This is a genomic window from Ralstonia sp. SET104, assembly GCF_003851545.1.
Taxonomy (GTDB): domain Bacteria; phylum Pseudomonadota; class Gammaproteobacteria; order Burkholderiales; family Burkholderiaceae; genus Ralstonia.
Window position 1 is genome coordinate 402048 of the sequence record NZ_BHVX01000001.1, and the last position, 22824, is coordinate 424871.

Consider the following 22824-nt stretch of genomic DNA (forward strand, 5'->3'; position numbering starts at 1 on the left):
GAGCGCAGCGAGTTTTTCCCTTCCCCTCATTGCGACAGAAATTCAAGGAGTGGGTCGCCGCATCGGGCGCGCTTTTCTTTGCTTACTTTCTTTGGCAAGACAAAGAAAGTGAGTCAGCCCCGGCAGGGGATGAAACAAGGGATGCACCACCAACAAAAAAAACAGAAAAAACCGCGCCCCAACAACTCCAACACCATGCCCTATGATGACGCCTCCCCCTAGTCCCCTCGCCATCATGACCAACCCCACCACGCTCGCCCCAGTCGAACTGGCGAAGTCTTACCGCCTGCTGAACCACGGCCCGACCACACTGGTCACGAGCGCCCACAACGGCGTGCGCAACGTCATGGCTGCCGCCTGGGCAATGCCACTCGACTTCGACCCGCCCAAGGTGCTCGTCGTGGTTGACAGCCGCACGCTCACGCGCGAGCTGATTGAGGCTTCCGGCGTATTCGCGCTGAACATCCCCACCCGGGCCATCGCCGAGACCACGCTCGCGGTGGGCACGCTCTCGGGCCGCGACGGCGACAAGTTCGATGCGCTCGGCCTTGCCACCATGCCCGCCCGCACAATCGACGTGCCGTTGGTGGCAGGCTGCGCAGGATGGCTGGAATGCCGCGTCATTCCTGAGCCGCACAACGAGAAGCGCTACGACCTCTTCATCGCTGAAGTGACTGCCGCCTGGGCAGACCCCGCGCTGTTCAGCAATGGCCGTTGGCACTTTACCGATGCGGGCAGCAAGACCGTGCATTACCTTGCAGGCGGCGCCTTCTTTGAAACGGGAGATGCATTTAACGTGGAGGCCAAACAGCCATGAGCGACATCGCAATCCGCCCGTTGATGGATGAGGATGCCGAAGCGTTCAGAGCGCTGCGGTTAAAGGCGATTCAGGATGCGCCTGCCGCCATCTGGCCCACGTACGATGAAGAGTCGGGGCGCACGCTGGAGGAGACGCGCAACCGCGTTCGCAAGACCGATCACCAGATCGTATTCGGTGCGTTTGCGGGCCCCGCACTGATTGGCATTGCTGGATTGCGCCGGGAGCCGCTCGCGCAGGTTGCCCACAAAGCCGTGTTGTGGGGTGTGTTTGTCGACCCTGCGCACCGGCGCGGCGGTATTGCAGGTCGTCTGCTGGATGCGGCGATCGCGCATGCGCGCACGGAGCGCGTGTTGCAGATCCAGTTGTGCGTGAACGCCGAAAACCCGCGTGCGCAAGCGCTGTATCGCAACGCGGGTTTTGAAACCTTCGGCGTCGAGCGCCGCGCCATGCGTGTCGATGATCGTTTCTACGATGAACAACACATGGCGCTGCGGCTCGATGCCTGAACCGTCAGGCGCACGCCATCAGGTTGGCCACACCCTGAGTGGCTTGCGCGCGGATGCTTGCCACATCCAACCCACACACCACACCCTCATCCACCACCACGCGCCCGCCGATGATGCTGGTGCGCACGGTGATGGGCTCGCCAGCCACCACGGGCGCGAGCGCCAGATCGTGGAAGCCATAGAAGCGCGGGTGGTTGGTGTCGTAGAGCACCAGATCGGCCGCTTGCCCGATCTGCAGCGTGCCGACTTCACTCAAACCGAGCACGCGTGCGCCGCCAGCGGTGGCCCAGTGGATCACGTCTTCGGCGGTGGTGGCGCTGGCGCCTTGGGCGGCGCGGTGGATCAGCCAGGCAGTGTTGACCTCGCCGGTCATGCTGCCCGATTCGTTTGATGCCACGCCGTCCACCCCTAATGACACCGGCACACCGGCTGCCGCCAGTTGCGGCACCGGTGCGATGCCGCTGCCCAGCCGGCTGTTGCTGACCGGGCAGTGCGCGATGCCGCTGCCCGTTTGCGCCAGCATGCGGATCTCCGACGGTTGCAGGTGCACAAGGTGCGCAAACCAGACGTCAGGCCCCAGCCACTCGTGCTCGGCCACAAACTCCACCGGCAGGCAGTTGTATTTCTCGCGGCAAAAGCGCACGTAGTTGTCGGTTTCAGACAGGTGCGTGTGCATGCGCAGGTTCATGCTGCGCGCGGCATGCGCCAGCTCCACCAGCAATGCCGGCGGCAGTGAGAACGTGGGCGTGGTCGGCGCCACCACCACACGGCGCATCGCGTCAGGGGCGTCATCGTGATAGCGATGTTTGAGCCGTTCAATGTCGGCCAGCATCTGGTCGAGCGTCTCAGGTTGCAGCGCCGTCTTCGAGAAGCCCGGATGACTGTTGGCCGATTCGATTGCGCCGCCGCGGCACAGCACAAAGCGCATGCCGAATTCATCGGCCACGTCGAACAGCATATCGCCCGACTCGGTGCTGCCGCTGGCGTGATAGAGGTAGTGGTGGTCGGCACACGTGGTGGCGCCCGACAGCAGCAGTTCTGCCATGCCCAGGCGCGCGGCGGTGCGCATCAGTTCCGGCGTGAACAGCGGCAGGCGCGGATATGGCACGCTGGCCAGCCAGCCTTGCAAGTCCTGGTTCATGCCTTCCGGCACGGCTTTGAGCAGGTTCTGGAACAGGTGATGGTGCGTGTTGATCCAGCCGGGGTAGACGATGCAGTCGCGGGCGTCGATCACGCGCTCGCCGGGGCGGGGCGTGAGATCGGTGCCCATCTCGGCAATGCGGCCGCCGGCGATGCGGATATCGATGGCCCCGGCGCGCGCCGCGTCGCCGCGCAGGCCAGTCATGACGGCCATCGGGCAGCGGATGAGGATGTCTTGAGGCGTGTTGTGCATGAGGGTTTCCGATGAAGAATCAGGCGCGGCCGGCAGTGCGCACGACGGATGCTGGCACGTGCTCCTCTTCCGTGCCGTTGAGCAGCAGGTTCAGCCCCACCGACACCAGGCAGGCGATCACCACCCCGCTGTGCAGGAACGGTTGCGACCAGTCGGGCATCTGCTTGAGCAGCGCCGGGGCGAGCACCGGCACCAGCGCGGCAGCAATCGTGAAGCCCACGATCAGCACGTTGTAGCGGTTCTCTTCGTAGTCCACGCGGGCGAGCGTCTGGATGCCCGCGGCGGCCACCACACCAAACATGGCGATGCCGGCGCCGCCCAGTGCAGCCGGTGGCGTGGTGGCAATCACGGCGCCTGCCTTGGGTACCAGTGCAACCAGGCACATCAGTACGCCGCTCACGGCCACCACCCAGCGGCTGCGCACGCCGGTGAGCACCACCAGCCCAACGTTCTCCATGAAGGCGATGAACGGGAAGGCCGCGAACATGCCGGCAATGGCACTGGCCAAGCCGTTGGCGCGCAGGCCGTTGATGGCTTCTTCCTCGTGGATGGGCTTCTCGACAATATCGCCGATGGCCAGGAACAGGCCCATCGATTCCACCATTTGCACGATCATCACCACGATCATGGTCAGCGCCGGCACCAGGGCAAAGATGGGCATCCCGAAGTGGAACGGCACCGGCAGCGTTGCCCAGGGGGCTTCTGCCACGCCATGAAAGCTGCCCATGCCCAGCGCGTAGCCAAGCAGCGAGCCGACGATCATGCCGATCAGCACGGCAAGGTTGCGCAACAGCGGGCTGCCGAAACGGTTGATGAGAAGGATGGTGAGCACCACGACGACGGCCACCGTCAGGTACAGCGGCGCACCGAAGTTGGGGGCATTGCGCCCGCCGCCCACCCAGTCATAAGCAACCGGAAAGAGCTGCAGGCCGATGACGGTCACGATGCAGCCCGTGACCACCGGTGGAAAAAATCGCCGCAGCCGCCCCACCAGCGGTGCGGCGAGCAGCGTAAACAGGCCGGCCGTAATGACCGCACCGCACACGCCCGCGAAACCTACGGCAGGGTTGGTGCCGATGGCAATCACCGGCCCCACGCTGCTGAACGCGACCCCTTGCAGGATCGGCAACCGTACCCCGAACTTCCAGAACCCGATGGTCTGCAACAGTGTGGCGATGCCCGAGCAGAACAACGTGGTGCTGATGAGGACAATGGTGTCCGCCTGCGACATCTTGAGCGCCGATGCAATGATCAGCGGCACCGCGATGGCGCCGATGTACGACACCGCCATATGCTGCAAGCCCAACGTCAACATCTGTCGGGTCGAGAGAATCTGGTCGACCGGGTGTACGGCTGTTGTCATGGTTGTCTCCTTTCGTTGTCATGCCCGGGGCGTGCCATGGGCCGCCCACAGGTCAGGGGGATGTCATGGCATGCTCACGCCGCCAGACACGCGTTGAAACCGTCCTGCAGGGCTGCGCGATCGAGGTGGCGGCCGATGAAGACGATCTTGCTGCTGCGCGCTTCACTGCCCCAGGGCTGTGTTGCGCGAAAGTCAATGAGGCTGTGCACGCCCTGCAGCACATAGCGCTGCGCCTGGCCCTGCACGGCCAGGATGCCCTTCATGCGGTACAGCGTTTCGGCCTGTTCGGTGCGCAGGGTTTCGATCCAGGTGTGAAAGCGGGCGAGGTCCACGTCGGCCGGCACATCAAAGCCCACGGAGCTGACGCTCGGATCGTGCTGGTGGTCGGGCTCATGTTCATGTTCATGCGCGTGGGCGTGGTCATTGCCGTGAGCATGATCATGATCGTGATGCTCGCCATGGCCAGCATCCGCGCCGATCTCCAGCAGCTTCTGCGTGGCCTCGAATGCGCCCACGCCGATGATCTTGTTCAGGTCGATCTCGGCATAGCTGGAGGTGACGATGCCGGCCGTGGCGTTCAGCCCGCGGATGCGCCCGCGCAGTGCGGCAACGGCATCGTCGTCCACCAGATCCACCTTGTTGATGACGATGCGGTCTGCGCAGACGATCTGATCGACGGCCTGATTGTCGACGCCGTCCAGCTGCAGGTCGTCCAGGTGTGCGCAGATGTGCTTGGCATCGACCATGGTGACGATGGCATCCAGCTCCACATGCTCAGCAATCGGGTCGTCGATGAAGAACGACTGCGCGACCGGATACGGATCGGCCAGGCCGCTGGTTTCCACCAGGATGTGGTCGAGCCGCTCCGGGCGTGCCACGAGCTGGCGCACGATGCGCACGAGGTCTTCGCGCACTTCGGCTGTACAGCACACGCAGCCGTTGACCATCTCGTAGATCTCTTCGTTCTCAGAGGCCATCACCAGGCCGCCGTCGATACCGACCTCGCCGAATTCGTTTTCGATCACGGCGATCTTGCGCCCGTGGTTCTCACGCAGGATGAAGTTGAGCAGCGTGGTTTTGCCTGCGCCCAGGAAGCCGGTCAGGATGGTGACCGGGATCTTGGTGTTCGGGCCGGGCAAATGGGCGTGCAGGTTTGCGTGCGAGGTCATGCGATCTCCTTGTCAATCGTGGGTGGGGTACGGACTAAGGTTGGTAAGGCGTGTTCGCCCCAGCGCAGGGCGGTGCCGGCATCGAGCCCGAAAAGGTCGAGTACGCGGCCGAGGGTGTGGTCGATCATGTCGTCCAACGTATTGGGGCGCGCATAGAAGGCCGGCACCGGCGGGGCGACGATGGCGCCCATCTCCGTGACGGCCTGCATGTTGCGCAGATGTGCCAGCGTGAATGGCGTCTCGCGCGCCATCAGAACCAGCGGGCGGCGCTCCTTGAGCGTGACGTCCGCCGCGCGTGTGAGCAGCGTCGACGAAACGCCGGTGGCGATCTCCGCCAGCGATTTCATCGAGCACGGCGCCACGATCATGCCGAGCGCGCGAAACGATCCGCTGGCAATGCCGGCGGCCATGTCGTCTGCACGGTGGTAGTGCGTAGCGCGGCCGATCACGTCGGCCAGCTTGTACGGCGTTTCGTGCGTCATCGTCAGCAGGGCAGACCGTGTGACGACGAGGTGCGTCTCCACCTCCAGCGCCCGCAGCAGTTCCAGCAGGCGCACGCCGTAGATGAAGCCCGATGCGCCGCTGATGCCGACCACCATGCGCGGGGGCGTCACAGGTCGAAGCTGCTGAACGTGGCGCGCATTCATGACTGCACTCCGGCTTTGACGAGAATCTCGCTTGCCCGCGCAATGACCGCCGGATCGATGCGCGCGCGGATGCCCTCGAAGCTGGCGCCGCGTGTGGCGTCGATACCCATGCGCGAGGTGGTGCCGTGCACCGACGACGATGGATCGAGCGGGCTGCCCGGCAGGCCATCGATCATGAACAGATCCTGATGCGGCTGAAAATGCGTGGCCATGGCCCACAGCACCTGTTCGTCCTGCTGCAGATCGATGTCTGAGTCCACGGCAATCACGGTCTTGAGGTATGGGTCCCAGCCGAGCAGGGCCAGCATGATCTGACGTGCCTCGCCGTCGCGCGTGGGGTTGAGCGCCACGTAGCAGTGGAAGTGCGTGCCCGAGTTGGGGTAGTGCAGCGCCGTGACCGATGGGAAGCGCGCCTTGAGCTTCTCGCTCATCTCGGCTTCGCGCGGCAGGCGGGCCAACGTGAGGTGCTCGGCGTACTGGCCGCCCACCACGTCGACCAGCCACGCATCGCGCCGGCGCATCAGCGAATCGATGCGCAGCACGTTGTTAGTGGAGCGATCCGACGAATAGCCGGTGAACTCGCCGAACGGGCCTTCTTCCGCATAGGCTGCCGGGTCGATGGTGCCTTCCAGCACGAACTCCGCCGCCGCCGGCACGCCGATGCCGTAGCGCGGCGTGCGGACGATATCGAGCGGCGCGCCCAGCAGGCCCCCGGCCACGGCACGCTCATCGGCGCCGAAGGGCAGGCGCGCGGCGGCGGCCAGCATGAACAGCGGATGCGCGCCCACCACCATGGCCACGCGCAGCACGTCGCCACGCTCGCGTGCGGTCTGCAGCATGCGCCACAAGTGCCCGCGCGAGTGCAGGCTGGTGGCCAGCGCATTGCGTGCGTGGCGCATCGAGCGGTGATAGCTCATGTTCGACACGCCTGTCACCGGGTCCTCAGCCACGATGATGGCGTTGGTGATGTAGGGTGCGCGGTCGCTCTCGAAATGCTTGATCATCGGCAGCAGTGCAACGTCCACCGCATCGCCCTCGATCACCTCGTCGGTGATGGGCCCTTGCGAAACGACACGCGGTGCGATGGGGGCATTGGCACGCGCCTGAAAGGCGTCGTGCAGTTGCGGCGGCGACACGTCAAACAACCGTGCCAACCGTGTGCGCGAGGCAAAGACATTGGTGACCAGTGGCACCTGCAGGCCGCTGACCTGCTCGCAGACCAGCATGGGGTTGCGGTTGCGCGCAGCAAGCTGATCGATGACGGCCGTGACATCCTGATCGGCGCAGATGCCGTTGTGCAGGGTCAGCACATCTTCCGGATACAGCTCGCGATAGAGATTGGCGAAGACGTGGAAATCCTGGCCTTCGCCAAGCCGGGTCATGCTCATGGCACACCTCGCTAGAGGCGGGCGCCCAACACCACAGAGGCGCGGCGCCCGCGGGATCGGCACTCAGGCCGCTTCTGCTGTCTGGACGTAGGTCGACTTCAGGCGCAGTTCTGCCTCGGCCAAGTCCTTGGGCGGCTTGGTAGGCTCGATGCCGACCAGTCGCGCAATGTTGTTGCCCAGATAGTCTTCAAGGTGGTCTTCATCAATGCCCAGCCCTTGCGGCGGCGCCGAGCACAGCACCTCCAGCTCGCGCAGCCACATGCCGGGCTCGTTGGGCGGCGAATCGGTGCCAAAGACGATCTTGTCGCGCGGCAACTGCTTCGCAAATTCAACGATGCGCGACTGGAAGCACCAGCCCGATTCGCAGTACACGTTGGGCGTATCCATCGCCATCCAGAACGCCTCGAACGAGTAGTTACCGCCGGTCTGGATACCGAAGTGGCCAATGATGAAGTTCACCATCGGGAACTCGCGGATGATCGGGTAGAACATCGTCGGGATGGTGTACGGGCCGTCGCCGGTGTGGATCAGCACCACGATGTTGTACTTGGCGCAAACCTTCATGGCCGGGCGCAGCCAGTCCAGCGCGCGGTCGGGGCGGTAGCCGTGCATGTTGGCGTGCAGCTTGACCATCTTGAAGCCGTATTCCTTGATGTGGAATTCCAGCTCCGCCGCGCCGTTCTCTGGGCCCCAGCGCGGGTTGTAGGTGAAGTTGCCGATGAAGCGGTCGGGGTACTTCTGCGTGAGTTCGGCGATGTACGCCATGTAGTCGCGAATGCCTTCGCGGCCACGGCGGTTGCCGTCGCGGTAGCCGGTGTTGCCCGGCGGCGGTTGGATGAAACCCATGCCGATGCGGCGCGGCTTGCCGTTGATCATGTAGGGGCCGTCCATCAACTGGATCATGCGCTCGCCGTTGAACGGCGTGCCGGTGTGGCGCCACGCCTCGTCAACGAGGTTGGTCGGGTGCAGATGGGTATCGATAATCATGTGTGCGCTCCGTGCGTTCTGCGGTGGCTCAGGCGGCAGCCAGCGCGCGCTGCGCTTCGGCTTCGGCCACGGTCTTGGGCGGACGGGTCGGCTCCAAGCCGATCATGCGGGCGATGTTGTTGCCCAGGTAATCCTCGAGCGTGTCTTCATCGAGGTTCAGACCCTGCGGCGGGTCCATGCACAGCACCTCCAGCAGACGCAGCCACATGCCGGGCTCGTTGGGTGGCGTGTCGGTACCGAACAGGATTTTGTGCTTGGGCAGCACCTTGGCAAATTCAACAATGCGCGACTGCAGGCACCAGCCCGATTCGCAGTACACGTTGGGCAGCTCCATGGCCCACTGCATCGGCTCGAACACGTACACGCCGCCGGTCTGCACACCGAAGTGCGCCATGATGAAATCGACGTTGGGGAAGCGCTTGATCATCGGAATCCATTCCGACGGGATGCTGTAAGGGCCGTCTCCGGTGTGCAGCTTGACGGGCACGCCCAGCTCGGCGCATTTCTCAAAGGCCGGCATCACCCAGTCCAGCGCGCGGTCGGGCCGGTAGGCGTGCATGTTGGCCTGCATCTGGACCATCTTGAAACCGTGCTCTTTGACGTAGCGCTCGATGGCTTCCACGCCGTTCTGCACGCCGCAGCGCGGGTTGTAGACGAAGCAGCCGATGAAGCGGTCGGGGTACGTCTGCACCATCTTGAGCGTGTACGCCATGTAGGCGTCGATGGATTCGCGGCCCGAAAGCTCGCCGTCTGTCCACGTATAGATGGTGTTGCCCTGCGGCGGCTGGATGAAGGCCTTGTCGATACGGCGCGGCTTGCCGTTGATCATGTAGGGGCCGTCCATCATTTCGAGCAGGCGCTCGCCGGTAAAGGGGTCGCCGTCGTGCCACCACGCGAGGTCCACCAGGTCGGTGGGGTAGCAGCTGATGTCGATGATCATCGTTGGATCTCCTGATGACTGGGAGGAAGCGCGTGATGGCTTCCCGGTGAGGGCAGGCACGTCCTGCAGCGCGGCGCTCTTTGCTAGGCGTGTGCCTTCCCCTCGCCGGATCGCGTGATGCCGGATGCGTGCTGCTTGGGGCGCAGTATCGGAGTCAGGGCCGGGGGCCGGCCAATACTATTTGGCGGCGGTCTTGATACGTTGCCGATATCGGCAAGTCGGTAGGAAGGCGGCGGGCGCTCAGCCGCCCAGCGTGTCGCGCGCGAGTTGTTGCACTGCGTTCACCACCGCCTGTGCGCGCTGGCCCTGGCCGCGTTGCCACACGGCATACAGGTTGTAGTGCGCCGGGATGGCCACATCGGTCAGTTGCACGAGGCGCCCATGCTGCAGCGCGTCGGCGGCCAGCAGCCCGCGCACCAGCGCCACGCCCACACCGGACTCAGCCGCGGCAACCATGTTGGCCGCGTTGTCAAAAGCGGCCACCACGGCGGGTTCCAGCGGCTCTTGCGCGGCCGCATCCAGCCAGGGAATCCACGAGCGCCGCGTGTAGCCCAGCAGCGGCAGTGTCATCACCGCCGAGGGTGCCAGCGGCACCTGTACGCCATGCCGCTCCAGCAGGGCGGGTGCCGCCACGGCGGTGACGTGATCGCCGCAGATCAGGGTCAGCTCGCAGTCATCCCATTCGCCATAGCCGTAGCGCAGCGACACATCCACACGCTCGAACGAGGGCCGCTCGCCGCGCGTGGTGGACAGGAACATCACCTGATACCCCGGCAGTGCCCCCAGCAACTGCGGCAGCCGCGCGTTGAGCCAGCCCTGTGCCAGTTCGCTGTCAACGTCGACGATGAGCGTTTGCGGCACGTGCCGGTTGCGCACGGAAGACAGTGCCCGGTCCACCTGCCCGAAGCCATCCGTGAGCATGCTGGCGAAGAGCTGGCCGGCGTCTGTCAGCACGATGCCGCCGGCCTCGCGCACGAACAGCGGCTGGCCGATGAACTCCTCCAGCGAGCGAATCTGCTGGCTGATGGCGCTGTGCGTCAGGTCCAGTTGCTGCGCGGCCTTGGTAAAGCTGCCGGTGCGTGCAGCCTGCAGGAAGGCATGCATCGACTGGATCGACGGATAACGCTTGTACATGGCAGCCCTTACTTACCTGTTAGTTCGACTTACACGGGTTGGCAGAAATCGTCGCTGGCGGGGCACCGGGGCGCGGCTTCATATTGCAGCCAGGAGCGGCCGCACAAGATGGCCAGGTTTCTGGAGGAAACAATGATGACCGACATTCTGATCAATGGCACCCCCCATGCGCTGCACGATGCCGACGCTGACATGCCCCTGCTGTGGGTACTGCGCGACCGGCTCAAGCTGACTGGCACCAAGTTTGGCTGCGGCGGCGGCTTCTGCGGGGCCTGCACGGTCCACCTGGATGGCGCGCCGATCCGCGCGTGCATCACACCGGCATCGGTCGCTGCCGGGCACAAGATCACCACCATCGAAGGGCTGTCGAAAGACGGCACCCACCCGCTGCAGCGTGCCTGGGTGGCTGAGGACGTGCCGCAGTGCGGCTACTGTCAGTCGGGGCAGATCATGTCCGCAGCCGCGCTGCTGGCGTCTGGTGGCCCCGTCAATGACGCGGCCATCACCCATGCCATGGCCGGCAACATCTGCCGCTGCGGCACCTACGGGCGCATCCGCCAGGCCATCAAGCGCGCCGCTGACGAGCGAGGCAAGGCATGAACGCGCTGCATGAATTGCCTGCACCGATGCTCGACGCTCCATCCCGCCGCCGCTTCCTGCGGCAAAGCGCGCTGCTAACAGCAGGGCTGGCAGTCGGCTTTCGCCTGCCGGATGCGCTGGCCGCCAGCCAGGATGCCGCCGCGGGCGAGTTTGAACCCAACGCCTGGGTGCGCGTGCTGGCCGACAACACGGTCAAGATCGTCGTCCACAAGCATGACTCCGGCACCGGCACGCAAACGGCCCTGGCCGCCTGCGTGGCGGAAGAGCTGGATGTGGACCCGATGCGCATCGCCGTCATTACGCCCGAACACCCGTTCTTTCAGGACTACATCCACCCGATCTGGAAGGTGTATTCCACCGGTGGCAGCACCAGCGTGTCGCTTGAATATGCGCGGCTGCGGCAGGCTGGCGCCACGGCGCGCGCGATGCTCGTGAGCGCGGCCGCGCAGCATTGGGGCGTGCCGGTTGCCAACTGCAGCACAGCGGATGGCACCGTCATCTGCGCCGACGGCCGCAAGGCCACCTACGGCGAACTGGCCGACGCCGCAGGCCGCTTGCCCGCGCCTGCCAACGTCGCGCTCAAGAACCCGGCGGATTTCAAATACATCGGCAAGCTGCGCCACAAGCGCGATGCGCTGGCCAAGGCCACGGGCCGTTTCCAATACGGTATCGACGTGGCATTGCCCGGCATGCTGGTGGCGGTGGTGCAGCGCGCGCCCATGCCTGGCGCACGTGTGCGGCATATCGATAGCACCGGTGCGCTGAAGGTGCGCGGCGTGCGGCAAGTCATCATGATTCCGCTGCGGTCTGACGTGCTGGGCGGCAACCAGGAAGGCGTGGCCGTGCTGGCCGACGACTACTGGGCAGCCAACAGGGGCCGCGCCGCACTCAAGGTCGAGTGGGACGACAGCGCCTTCGCCGATTTTGACAGCGGGCATGTTGCCGAGCATCAGGCCGCGTGGCTCGCCAGCGGCAAGGCCCGCGTGGTGCACACCGTCCAGGCGGGCAACACGGACGTGGCGATCGTGCACGGCGCAAAGCGCATCAGCGCGGCCTACCGCATGCCCTACAAGCAGCAGAACCCACTGGAGCCCGTCAATATCACCGCGTGGCTCAAGGACGGAACGATTCAGTACTGGGGCGGCATCCAGGTGCCCTCCACCGCGATGGAAGCGGCCGAGACGATCTGCGGCCTGCCGCGCGACAAGGTGGTGCTGCACGAGATGGTGTCGGGCGGCAGCTTTGGCGCACGCGAGAGCAAGTACTGGCTGTTCGAGGTGAGCTACCTCGCCAAGAAGACCGGCGTGCCGGTCAAGCTGATGAACAGCCGCGAAGACGAGATGCGCGCGCTGTACGGCCACCCTGCCACGTATCACCAGCTCGACGGCGCGCTCGATGCGCAGGGCCGGCTGGACGCGCTGCGCATCCGCGCGGTGTCGCCGGCCTCGCCCGAGCAGTGGGAGCCCGGTTACTTCGATCGCCCCGACCGCATGGACTACAGCACCACCGAGGCCATCTCGAAGTGGGATTTTCCCTACCGCGCCAACCACATGGACATCGGCTGGGTGCGCCACGAAACGGGCATCCCGACGGGCTGGTACCGGGCCGTCAGCTTCATCCCCAACGTATTCGCCACCGAGAGCTTCATGGACGAGCTGGCCGTGGCGGCCAAGCGTGATCCGTTGGATTTTCGTGTTGCGCATATGGCCGACCGGCCGCGCCATGTGGAGGTGCTGCGCACCGCCGCGCAGCGCGCCGGGTGGGGCAAGACTGCGCATGGGCATGCGCTGGGCGTGGCCACGCACCAGGCCTATGACAGCTACATCGCCGTGGTGGCACAGGTGGCGCGCAAGGATGGCCGCGTGGTGGTGGAAAAGCTCACCTGCGTGGCGGATGTTGGCTTGGCCGTCTCGCGCACCGGCGTGGAAGAGCAGCTCTATGGCGGCCTGATGTGGGGCCTCGGCCATGCGCTGTTCGACCGTATCGACATCCAGGGCGGCGCCGTCCGGCAGAGCAACTTCCACGACTACCCGGTGATGCGCATGTCTGACATGCCCGCCATCGAGATCGTTATCGTGGACGGCAACCGCGACAAGCCCGGCGGTGTGGGCGAGCTGGCCAACCCGCCGGTGGCGCCGGCCATTGCCAACGCCATCTTCCGCCTGACTGGCAAGCGCCAGCGCGAGACGCCGTTCAAGCTCGACTTGCAGGGCTAGCGCGCATCGTGGACATCCGCCTGCTGCGTTACTTCTCGGTACTGGCCGACGAGCTGCATTTCGGGCGAGCGGCGGCGCGCCTGTTCATGTCCCAGCCGCCGCTGAGCCAGCAGATTCGCCTGCTGGAAGACGAGATCGGCACGCCGCTGTTCATCCGCAGCCACCATCGCGTGGAACTGACGGCGGCCGGACGTACGTTGAAAGAGCAGGCACCGCTGGTGTTTGAGCAGCTCAACCGCGCGCTGGACCTCACGCGGCAGGCGGGCCGTGGGCAAGTCGGCGAGCTGGAAATCGGCATGATCAGCTCGGTGATGGTGGGGCTGCTGCCCGAAGCGCTGCGCCAGTTTCGAGAGCGCTATCCGGGCGTCGAATGGCGCCTGAAGGAGATGACGCCCGCCGCGCAGGTGGCGGCACTCAAGGAACGGCGTATCGATGCGTGCATCTTTCGTCTGGGCCACGAAGATCCGGCCGTGCGCAGCGAACTGCTGCAGCACGAGCCGATCGTGATGGCGCTGCCCGCTACGCACCGGTTGGCCGGGCAGGCCAGTCTGCCGCTTGGCGACTTTGCGGGCGAGCCGTTCGTTGCGTTCGAGTCCAGGCGCTCGCGCTTTGCCGACCACCTGATGCATCTGTGCATCCAGGCTGGCTTCGCACCGCTGGTGCGCCAGCAAGTGACCGAGGTGCAGACGCTGCTGGCGTTGGTGGGTGCGGGTTTTGGTGTGGCGCTGCTGCCCGGCTCCACGGCCAACCTGGCGCCGCCGGGCGTGGTCTTCCGGCCGCTGGAGCCCGCGCTGCCGACCGTGCCGCTGTATGTGCATTACCGGGTGGACGACACATCGCCGGTGCTCAAGGCCTTTCTGGAAACGCTGCGAGAGGTCAGCGCGGGTGCCGATGCCGCAGCTGTCGAACCTCAGCCCGCGCTGGTCAGCCGATAGTCGGTTGGCCGCATGCCCGTCCACTTGCGGAAGGCGCGATGAAACGCGCTCGGCTCCGCAAAGCCCACCGCCGCAGCAATGTCGGCAATCGTGCGGCGCGTGTCCTGCAACTGGCCGATGGCGATGTCGCGCCGCAAATCATCCTTGATCGACTGGTACGTGTGGCCCTCCAGCTTCAGGCGGCGGCGCATGGTCGCTTCGGCCACGTTCAGCTTGAGCGCCATCGCGTGTGATGCGGGCCAGCTTGCCACCGGCAGATTGCGCAGCGTCTTGCGCACGCGCGCCGCAAATGAATCGGGGTTGCGGTACTTGACGATGAAGCTGCCGGGCGCATCGCGCAGGAACGTCTTGATGGAGGCGGCGGTCTGGATGACCGGCAGGTCAAGAAAAGCAGGTGAGAGATCGACGTATGACGCGTCGTGTTTGAATGCCATGTCGTCGCAGAACATCAGGCGGTATTCCTGCGCGTCTTGCGGCGCCGCACACCGGAAGCGCGCCGCAATGAGCGGAATGCGCCGCCCCACCAGCCAGCAGACCAGGCCGTAGACCATGATGAGCCACGTGGCATAGGTGAACATGGGCGGCACGCGCGTGCCCGTGCGGTGCACGAACACCAGCCGCACGCGCTGCGCATCTTCTTCAATCTGCACATGCAGATCATCGAGCACCAGCCGCAAGAAACCCGTGGCCCGCGCAAGTGCCTGCCGCCCGGTGCGCGCGGTGAGCGCCGCCTGCGTCATCGTCACGAAGCTGCCCCAGCGCATGGGGTGTGCATCCTGCCCGAAGAACTCGTCGTCCATGGCCTGCGCAATGCCTGCCCACAGCGCGCCGTACTGCGCTGACGATACGCGGCTGCGCGGCTGCGCCAGCATCTGCGGCGTGATGCCGGCCGCAGCCATGATCGGCTGCAACTCCACGCCGTGCGCGCGTGCGCGTGTCACAGCCTCGTTGACGAGGCTGACGGAGACGGTTCCTTTCTCGCTGGTTTTCATCGGTATGGCAAATCCGCTCACGCAAGTTGATCGTGACGGGCATCGAAGCCGCCCCGCCGCGTGCCTACACTTTTTCTCCATCGAAACCAAGCGCCGCAGGCTGCACAGTGTAAGGCGCCTGCACAGGCAGCGTCACGCGGCACCGGTCAGCAAACAAGCAAGAGCCAAGCGATGGACGACTTCTATACCGAAGAGCAGCGGATGATCCACGACGCTGCACGCGACTTTGCCACCGAGCGTCTGGCGCCCAACGCCGCGCAGTGGGACCGAGACGGCGCGCTGCCCGATGACGTGGTCCGCCAGATGGGCGAACTCGGGCTGCTGGGCATGATCGTTCCGCCAGAGTGGGGCGGGTCGTACACCGACTACGTCGCCTACGCGCTTGCGCTGGAAGAAGTGGCCGCCGGCTGCGCCGCCTGCGCGACGATGATGAGCGTGCACAACTCGGTCGGCTGTGGGCCGATTCTGAAGTTCGGCACCGAGGCGCAAAAGGCACGCTACCTGCCGGACCTGGCCACGGGGCGCGCGATTGGCGCGTTCTGCCTGACCGAGCCGCACGCCGGCTCCGAGGCCAACAACCTGCGTACGCGTGCCGTATTGCGCAACGGAAAGTGGGTGCTCAACGGCAACAAGCAGTTCGTCACCAACGGCGCGCGCGCCGACGTCGCCATCGTGTTTGCCGTGACGGACCCTGAAGCTGGCAAACGCGGCATCTCCGCCTTTATCGTGCCCACGGATACGCCGGGCTTTCATGTCGGGCGGCCGGAGCACAAGCTCGGCATTCGCGCGTCCGATACCTGCCCGATCACGCTGGAAGACTGCGCCGTGCCCGAAGAAAACATGCTGGGTGCGCGCGGCGAGGGGTTGAAGATCGCGCTGTCGAACCTGGAAGGCGGGCGCATCGGCATTGCCGCACAGGCAGTGGGCATTGCGCGCGCTGCATTTGACGCGGCGCGCAACTACGCGAATGAACGCATCCAGTTTGGCAAGGCGCTGCGCGAGCATCAGACCATCGCCAACATGCTGGCCGATATGGCTACGCGCCTGAACGCGGCGCGGCTGCTCGTCCACCATGCGGCGCGCCTGCGCAGTGCCGACAAGCCCTGCCTGTCTGAAGCGTCGCAAGCCAAGTTGTATGCGTCGGAACTGGCCGAGGAAATCTGCTCCAACGCCATCCAGATCCACGGCGGCTACGGCTACCTGGCCGACTACGCCGTCGAGCGCCACTACCGCGACGCGCGCATCACCCAGATTTACGAAGGCACCAGCGAAGTCCAGCGGATGGTGATTGCGCGGCACGTGTAGCAAGCCTGCACAGCATCGACCGAACACGAAAGAGCGCACACGCGCCGACCAGGAGACGACGATGAACGAAGTGGCATCTGCAGCAGAGGGCTCAATGCGGTTTGTCGAGGCGCGCGATTTCCTGCAGCGCCATCGCACCGACTACGACCGCGCGTACCGTGAATTCACGTGGCCGAAGCTGGACACGTTCAACTGGGCGCTCGATTACTTCGACGTGATGGCGCGCGGCAACGACAATCCGGCGCTGTGGATTGTCGATGACCTGCAGGGCGCGGGGCTGAAGCTCTCGTTTGCGCAGATGTCCGAGCGCTCGTCGCGCATGGCGAACTTCCTGCGCGGGCTCGGCATCGTGCGCGGCGACCGTTTGCTGCTGATGTTGCCCAACCGCGTCGAGCTGTGGGACGTGATGCTGGCCGCGATGAAGCTGGGCGCGGTGGTGCTGCCTGCCACGACGCAGCTCTCGCCCGACGATGTGTGCGACCGCGTTGAACTGGGCGCTGCGACCTGCGTGGTGGTCGACGCGGCGGAACTGCACAAGTTCGATGGCGTTGATGCTGGCGTCAAGCGCATCGCAGTGGGTACGCAGCGTGATGGCTGGATCGATCTGGCGGATGCCTGCAACGCACCAGCTGAATTCGTTCCCGATGGCCCCACAAAGGCCACCGATCCGCTGCTGCTGTACTTCACGTCGGGCACGACATCCAAGCCCAAGCTGGTCGAGCACACACACCAGAGCTACCCCGTCGGCCACCTGTCAACCATGTACTGGATCGGCCTGCAACCGGGCGACATCCACTGGAACATCAGTTCACCGGGCTGGGCCAAGCACGCGTGGAGCTGCTTCTTTGCGCCATGGAACGCGCAGGCCTGCGTGTTCATCTACAACTACGCGCGCTTCGTGCCGAAAGACACGTTGAATGCGTTGGTGCGCTGTGGCGTGACCACGCTGTGCGCGCCGCCCACCGTGTGGCGCATGCTGGTGCAGGAGCCGCTCGCGTCGTATGCCGTCAAGCTGCGAGAGATCGTCGGCGCGGGCGAGCCGTTGAACCCCGAGATCATCGAGCGCGTGCGCAGCGCCTGGGGCGTGACCATCCGCGATGGCTTTGGCCAGACCGAGACCACCTGCCAGATCGGCAACACGCCGGGCCAGCCGGTGGTGCCGGGCTCGGTAGGCCGCCCGCTGCCGGGCTATCGCGTTGAACTGGTCGACCATGACGACCAGCCCGCGAGCGAAGGCGAGATTGTGCTGCCGCTCTCGCACCGCCCACTCGGTTTGATGCAGGGCTACGCCAACAACGCCCGCGCCACCGCCGAGGCCATGCGCAACGGCTACTACCACACGTCTGACGTGGCCATGCGCCGCGACGATGGCTACTTCGTCTACGTGGGCCGCACGGATGACGTGTTCAAGTCGTCCGACTACCGCCTGAGCCCGTTCGAGCTGGAGAGCGTGCTGATCGAGCACGAGGCCATTGCCGAGGCCGCCGTGGTGCCGAGTGCCGATCCGCTGCGCCTGTCCGTGCCCAAGGCGTTCGTGACGGTGCGCCAGGGCTACGAAGCCGGGCCCGAACTGGCGCGTGCCGTGTTTCTGTTCTCGCGCGAAAAGCTCGCGCCCTACAAGCGCATCCGCCGCCTGCAGTTCAGCGAGCTGCCCAAGACCATCTCCGGAAAGATCCGCCGCGTCGAGCTGCGCCGTCTTGAACTGGAGCGCACGCCCCAGCCCGCCCGCCTGCCTGGCGAGTACTGGGAAGAAGACTTCGCCTGATTCCGGATTCCGCTGATCTTCACTGATCCCCCCTGAACCCCGCCATCGATTTGCCTAGGAGACCCCCAATGAGCGCCATAGCCTCTCTCGCTTCCGCCAAGCCTGTCGCCAATCCTGCCGACAATCAGGACACCCCGCCCACCGTCAAGCTGTTGATCGGCGGTGCGTTCGTCCAATCCAAGTCGGACGCGTGGCGCGACATCGTGAACCCTGCCACGCAGGAAGTGTTGGCGCGCGTGCCATTTGCCACGGCCGATGAGGTGGATGCCGCCATCCAGGCTGCGCACGCTGCCTTTGCCACCTGGAAGAACACGCCGGTGGGCGCGCGCATGCGCATCATGCTCAAGTTCCAGGCGCTCATTCGTGAGCACTCGCCGCGCATTGCCCGTACGCTCACGGCCGAGCAAGGCAAGACGTTGCCCGATGCCGAAGGCGACATCTTCCGCGGGCTGGAGGTGGTGGAGCACGCGTGCTCGATCGGTTCGCTGCAGCAGGGCGAGTTTCTGGAGAACGTGGCGGGTGCAGTCGATACCTACACGCTGCGTCAGCCGATTGGCGTGTGCGCGGGCATCACGCCGTTCAACTTCCCGGCCATGATCCCGCTGTGGATGTTCCCGATGGCCATCGTGTGTGGCAACACGTTCGTGCTGAAGCCGTCGGAGCAAGACCCGCTGTCGACCATGCAGCTCGTCGAGTTGGCGCTGGAAGCCGGGGTGCCGCCGGGCGTGCTCAACGTCGTGCACGGCGGCAAGGATGTGGTGGATGCGCTCTGCACGCACGAACACGTGAAGGCGATTTCGTTCGTCGGCTCCACGGCGGTGGGCACGCACGTGTATCGCCTGGGTAGCGAGCATGGCAAGCGCGTGCAATCGATGATGGGTGCGAAGAATCACGCCGTGGTGCTGCCCGACGCCAACCGTGAACAGACGCTCAACGCGCTGGTCGGCGCTGCCTTTGGCGCAGCAGGGCAGCGCTGCATGGCGACGTCAGTAGTGGTGTTGGTGGGCGCTGCGCAACAGTGGGTGCCGGACCTGATCGCCAAGGCCAAGACGCTCAAGGTGAATGCCGGTGTGGAGCCGGGCACGGACGTTGGCCCTGTCGTCTCGCGCGCGGCCAAGCAACGCATCCTCGGCCTGATCGACTCGGGGGTGCAGCAGGGCGCCACGCTGGCGCTGGACGGCCGTAACGTGCGCGTGCCCGGTTACGAAGACGGCAACTTCGTCGGCCCGACGGTCTTCACCGATGTGACGACCGACATGGACATCTACACCAATGAAATCTTCGGCCCCGTGCTGCTGGTGCTGACCGCACCCACGCTGGACGATGCCATTGCACTGGTCAACGCCAACCCGTTCGGCAACGGCGTGGGCCTGTTCACCCAGAGCGGCGCATCGGCGCGCAAGTTCCAGAGCGAGATCGACGTCGGCCAGGTCGGCATCAACATCCCGATTCCGGTGCCGGTGCCGTACTTCAGCTTTACCGGCTCGCGCGGCTCCAAGCTGGGCGATCTGGGCCCGTACGGCAAGCAGGTCGTGCAGTTTTATACGCAAACGAAGACCGTGACCGCACGCTGGTTTGACGATGCGGTGGACGCCGGCGGCGTGAACACCACCATCAGCCTGCGCTGAGCGGCCAAGGAGCGTTGTCATGAAAATCGCATTCATCGGCCTGGGCAACATGGGCGCCCCGATGGCGCGCAACCTGCTCAAGGCGGGCCACACACTCAACGTGTTCGACTTGAACACGCAAGCGGTCGGAGCGCTGGTGGAGGCTGGCGCCAGCGCTGCCGCTTCGCCCAAGGAGGCCGTGACCGGGGCAGAGGCCGTCATCACCATGCTGCCCGCCGCCGCCCATGTACGCCATGTGCTGACGGCCGAAGACGGTGTGCTGGCCGGCATTGCCAAAGGCGTGCCCATCATCGATTCGAGCACCATTGACCCGGCCAGCGTGAAGGCGTTTGCCGCGCTGGCCGCTGAGCGCGGCAACACGTTCATCGATGCGCCGGTCTCAGGCGGCACGGGTGGCGCGGCGGCCGGCACGTTGACGTTCATGGTGGGCGGTAGCACAGCGGCATTCGAGCAGGTGCGCACAGTGCTGTCCGCCATGGGCAAGAACCTCGTGCATTGTGGCGACACCGGCGCAGGCCAGGGCGCGAAGATCTGCAACAACCTCGTGCTCGGCATCACCATGGCGGGCGTGGCAGAGGCCATGTCGCTGGGTGAAGCACTGGGGATCGATCCGAAGGTGCTGGGCGGGATCATCAACACATCTACGGGCCGCTGCTGGAGCTCGGACACGTACAACCCGTTCCCAGGCGTGATCGAGACGGCGCCGTCTTCGCGCGGCTACACCGGCGGTTTCGGCACCGATCTGATGCTCAAAGACCTTGGCTTGGCCGGTGATGCCGCAAAGTCCGTGCATCAGCCGGTCTATCTCGGCGCGTTGGCGCAGCAGCTTTATCAGACCGTGAGCAGCAAGGGCGACGGCAAGCTGGATTTCTCCGCCGTCATCAAGCTCTATCGGAAAGACGGAGCCGCGTGATGATCGAACTGGAAACGCTGCACGACAACACCATCGCGCTGCTCACGCTCAAGCGCCCGCCCGCCAACGCGTTTACGCCGCAGGGGTTGTTGCAACTGCAATCCACCGTGGAACGGCTGAACGCCGACGCACGCGTGCGCGCCATCGTCATCACTGGCGATGGCCCCAAGTTCTTCAGCGCGGGAGCCGATCTCAACACCTTTGCCGATGGCGACCGCGACGCCGCCCGCGAAGCCGCGGCGCGTTTTGGTGCCGCGTTCGAGGCGTTGCAGAATGCGCGCCCGGTAGTGATCGCGGCCATCAACGGCTTTGCGATGGGCGGCGGCCTGGAGTGCGCGCTGTCCTGCGACATTCGCATTGCTGAAGCGCATGCCAAGCTGGCGGTGCCCGAAACCGCCGTGGGCCTGCTGTGCTGTGGCTGCGGCACGCAGACGCTGCCGTGGCTCGTGGGCGAAGGCTGGGCCAAGCGGATGATCCTGACCGGCGAGCGCGTCGATGCGCAGACCGCATTGCGTATCGGCCTGGTGGAGGAGGTTGTGGAAACCGGCGCCGCCCGCGAGGCTGCCATCGCCATGGCGCTGCGGGTGACGACACTCAGCCCGCAGGCCGTCACCTTCAGCAAACAGTTGATTCACCAGGCGCGCAACGGCGTACCGCGCAGCGCGGCGCTGGCCGTGGAGCGCGAGCGCTTTGTCGACCTGTTCGACCACCCGGATCAGCGCGAGGGCGTGAACGCGTTCCTTGAGAAGCGCCCGCCGCGCTGGCAGTCCGCCTACGAACCGGAGACGCTGCAATGAGTGCAGTCCAACTGCAGGCGACACCGCCCGATACCGCTGCCGCTGAACCCGATGTGTTGATGCGTGTGGTCAATCGCGTGGCCATCATCACACTGAACCGGCCGTCTGCGTTGAATGCGCTGTCGCACGGCATGGTGCGGCAGTTGGCCGTGCTGGTGGAGCAATGCCGCCACGATGACGGCGTTGTCGCGCTGGTGCTGCGCGGCGCCGGCCAGAAGGGCTTCTGCGCTGGCGGCGACGTGCGCTCGCTCTATCAGCTTGCGCAACAGGGCCGCATGGATGGCGACGACGGCTGGCTGCAATTCTTTGTCGACGAATACCGGCTCGACTACGCACTGCACCAGTTCCAGAAACCCATCGTCGCGCTGATGGACGGCATCACGATGGGCGGTGGCATGGGGCTCGGGCAGGCTGCGCGCCTGCGCGTGGTGACCGAGCGCACGAAGATGGCGATGCCCGAAACGCGCATCGGCTTTCTGCCCGACGTGGGCGCAGCGCACTTTTTGAGCGTGATGTCGCCGGAGCTGGAGTTGTATGTGGGGCTGACGGGCGTGACGCTCACCGGCGCTGACGCGCTGCATTGCCATCTGGCCGATGTGTGCGTGCCCGCCGAATGGCTCGTCTCGTTTGAAGACCGGCTGCAGCGCATGCCGCACGACGGTGATCTCATGCAGGCGCTGCGCCGCGTGTTCGAGCCACCGTGCAACATCGTCCCGCACGCGCCGCTGGCACAGGCCATGCCGTGGGTGCAGCGCTATTTTGATCGGCGTTCGTCGGTGGATCGTATCGTCGCCACGCTGCGCGAAAGCCTGGAGCGCGAATTCGCCCGCGAGCCGCGTCAGTGGCTGCAGGCCACGCTGGATGCGATGACCACGCATTCGCCAACGATGCTGCATGTCACGCGTGAAGCGTTGCTGCGTGGCCGGCAGCTTTCACTGGCCGAATGCTTCCAGATGGAGTTGGGCATCGTCGCGCGCGTGATTCAGGACGGCGATTTCTGTGAAGGCGTGCGCGCGCATCTGGTGGACAAGGACCATCGCCCCGGCTGGGCACCCGCCACGCTGCCACAAGTGCGGCCGGAGCGGGTGCGGGATTTTCTGGCGTCGCCGTGGCGGGCGGAGGCGCATCCGCTGGTGGGGTTGGGCGCGGTGTGAATCTCATCCCTGCAGCCTGCGCCGGAGCTGGTGTGCGTCATCACCGGCTTTGGCGTCACTTTTGTGATCACTTTTGGGATCACTTGGGCATCCGGTTGCATGCGTCCCGTGCAAATCGGGCTGAAACCGAATGGAACGCGCTGCCCGGCAAGCCGCATGGCAGCTAGGTTCT

The 22824-nt window shown here is 65.3% G+C and carries 20 protein-coding genes; 11 read left to right on the top strand and 9 right to left on the bottom strand.

Translation table 11 applies throughout. The features are described 5' to 3' along the window. Positions 1-202: 202 nt before the first annotated feature. Complete coding sequence (locus PSUB009319_RS01800; RefSeq protein WP_124380535.1) at positions 203-817, top strand: flavin reductase family protein; 615 nt, start codon at positions 203-205, stop codon at positions 815-817. Continuing rightward, on the top strand, positions 814-1326 hold the full coding sequence (locus PSUB009319_RS01805; protein WP_124380536.1) for a GNAT family N-acetyltransferase: 513 nt from the start codon (positions 814-816) through the stop codon (positions 1324-1326). The genes PSUB009319_RS01800 and PSUB009319_RS01805 overlap by 4 nt, the downstream gene beginning before the upstream one ends. Before the next feature lie 4 nt (positions 1327-1330). Here the strand turns inward: PSUB009319_RS01805 and PSUB009319_RS01810 are convergent, their stop codons facing one another. From PSUB009319_RS01810 to PSUB009319_RS01845, 8 genes are all read right to left on the bottom strand, one after another. Continuing rightward, positions 1331-2719 carry an amidohydrolase family protein gene (locus PSUB009319_RS01810; protein WP_124380537.1) on the bottom strand — a complete coding sequence of 463 codons (1389 nt, stop codon included), beginning with the start codon at positions 2717-2719 and terminating at the stop codon, positions 1331-1333. Between the two features lie 19 nt (positions 2720-2738). Next, positions 2739-4082, bottom strand: coding sequence for a nucleobase:cation symporter-2 family protein (locus PSUB009319_RS01815; RefSeq protein ID WP_124380538.1), 1344 nt, complete (start codon positions 4080-4082; stop codon positions 2739-2741). A 74-nt stretch (positions 4083-4156) separates the two neighbouring features. Next, positions 4157-5251 (bottom strand): GTP-binding protein, encoded by a 1095-nt coding sequence (locus tag PSUB009319_RS01820; protein ID WP_124380539.1) that lies wholly within the window; start codon positions 5249-5251, stop codon positions 4157-4159. Then, positions 5248-5898, bottom strand: coding sequence for a UbiX family flavin prenyltransferase (locus PSUB009319_RS01825; RefSeq protein ID WP_260392860.1), 651 nt, complete (start codon positions 5896-5898; stop codon positions 5248-5250). Before PSUB009319_RS01825 ends, PSUB009319_RS01820 begins: the two co-directional genes overlap by 4 nt. Further along, the gene (locus PSUB009319_RS01830; RefSeq protein WP_124380540.1) at positions 5895-7286 is read right to left on the bottom strand and encodes a UbiD family decarboxylase; all 1392 of its coding nucleotides are present in this window, start codon (positions 7284-7286) and stop codon (positions 5895-5897) included. The genes PSUB009319_RS01825 and PSUB009319_RS01830 overlap by 4 nt, the downstream gene beginning before the upstream one ends. 63 nt (positions 7287-7349) lie before the next feature. After that, complete coding sequence (locus PSUB009319_RS01835) at positions 7350-8273, bottom strand: amidohydrolase family protein (protein WP_124380541.1); 924 nt, start codon at positions 8271-8273, stop codon at positions 7350-7352. Between the two features lie 28 nt (positions 8274-8301). Further along, on the bottom strand, positions 8302-9213 hold the full coding sequence (locus PSUB009319_RS01840; protein ID WP_124380542.1) for an amidohydrolase family protein: 912 nt from the start codon (positions 9211-9213) through the stop codon (positions 8302-8304). 240 nt (positions 9214-9453) lie between these two features. Continuing rightward, a complete protein-coding gene (locus tag PSUB009319_RS01845; protein WP_124380543.1) occupies positions 9454-10347 on the bottom strand; it encodes a LysR family transcriptional regulator in 894 nt (297 codons plus the stop codon). Between the two features lie 135 nt (positions 10348-10482). Here PSUB009319_RS01845 and PSUB009319_RS01850 point away from each other — a divergent pair, with 135 nt between their 5' ends. Genes PSUB009319_RS01850 through PSUB009319_RS01860 form a run of 3 tightly spaced genes read left to right on the top strand, consistent with a single transcriptional unit; the run spans position 10483 to position 14098 of the window. Further along, entirely contained in the window at positions 10483-10947 is a 465-nt protein-coding gene (locus PSUB009319_RS01850) for a (2Fe-2S)-binding protein (RefSeq protein ID WP_124380700.1), read from the top strand. Beyond that, the gene (locus tag PSUB009319_RS01855; RefSeq protein WP_124380544.1) at positions 10944-13163 is read left to right on the top strand and encodes a xanthine dehydrogenase family protein molybdopterin-binding subunit; all 2220 of its coding nucleotides are present in this window, start codon (positions 10944-10946) and stop codon (positions 13161-13163) included. Before PSUB009319_RS01850 ends, PSUB009319_RS01855 begins: the two co-directional genes overlap by 4 nt. 8 nt (positions 13164-13171) lie before the next feature. Next, positions 13172-14098 carry a LysR family transcriptional regulator gene (locus PSUB009319_RS01860; protein WP_124380545.1) on the top strand — a complete coding sequence of 309 codons (927 nt, stop codon included), beginning with the start codon at positions 13172-13174 and terminating at the stop codon, positions 14096-14098. On the opposite strand, the gene PSUB009319_RS01865 is transcribed toward PSUB009319_RS01860, so the two are convergent. Next, on the bottom strand, positions 14074-15090 hold the full coding sequence (locus PSUB009319_RS01865) for an AraC family transcriptional regulator (protein ID WP_185453392.1): 1017 nt from the start codon (positions 15088-15090) through the stop codon (positions 14074-14076). The genes PSUB009319_RS01860 and PSUB009319_RS01865 overlap by 25 nt on opposite strands. Positions 15091-15261: 171 nt before the next feature. Here PSUB009319_RS01865 and PSUB009319_RS01870 point away from each other — a divergent pair, with 171 nt between their 5' ends. The 6 genes from PSUB009319_RS01870 to PSUB009319_RS01895 all read left to right on the top strand — a co-directional run bounded on the left by PSUB009319_RS01870 (position 15262) and on the right by PSUB009319_RS01895 (position 22652). Beyond that, on the top strand, positions 15262-16395 hold the full coding sequence (locus PSUB009319_RS01870; protein ID WP_124380546.1) for an acyl-CoA dehydrogenase: 1134 nt from the start codon (positions 15262-15264) through the stop codon (positions 16393-16395). A 61-nt stretch (positions 16396-16456) separates the two neighbouring features. Beyond that, positions 16457-18160 carry an AMP-binding protein gene (locus PSUB009319_RS01875; RefSeq protein WP_124380547.1) on the top strand — a complete coding sequence of 568 codons (1704 nt, stop codon included), beginning with the start codon at positions 16457-16459 and terminating at the stop codon, positions 18158-18160. Between the two features lie 68 nt (positions 18161-18228). Next, positions 18229-19788: a CoA-acylating methylmalonate-semialdehyde dehydrogenase gene (locus PSUB009319_RS01880; protein WP_124380548.1), complete on the top strand. Its 1560-nt coding sequence runs from the start codon at positions 18229-18231 to the stop codon at positions 19786-19788. Between the two features lie 19 nt (positions 19789-19807). After that, positions 19808-20701 carry a 3-hydroxyisobutyrate dehydrogenase gene (mmsB, locus tag PSUB009319_RS01885; RefSeq protein ID WP_124380549.1) on the top strand — a complete coding sequence of 298 codons (894 nt, stop codon included), beginning with the start codon at positions 19808-19810 and terminating at the stop codon, positions 20699-20701. Then, positions 20701-21498, top strand: a complete 798-nt coding sequence (locus PSUB009319_RS01890) for an enoyl-CoA hydratase (RefSeq protein ID WP_124380550.1) — start codon at positions 20701-20703, stop codon at positions 21496-21498. The genes mmsB and PSUB009319_RS01890 overlap by 1 nt, the downstream gene beginning before the upstream one ends. Then, positions 21495-22652 (top strand): enoyl-CoA hydratase/isomerase family protein, encoded by a 1158-nt coding sequence (locus tag PSUB009319_RS01895; protein ID WP_124380551.1) that lies wholly within the window; start codon positions 21495-21497, stop codon positions 22650-22652. The genes PSUB009319_RS01890 and PSUB009319_RS01895 overlap by 4 nt, the downstream gene beginning before the upstream one ends. The last annotated feature ends 172 nt before the right edge of the window (positions 22653-22824 follow it).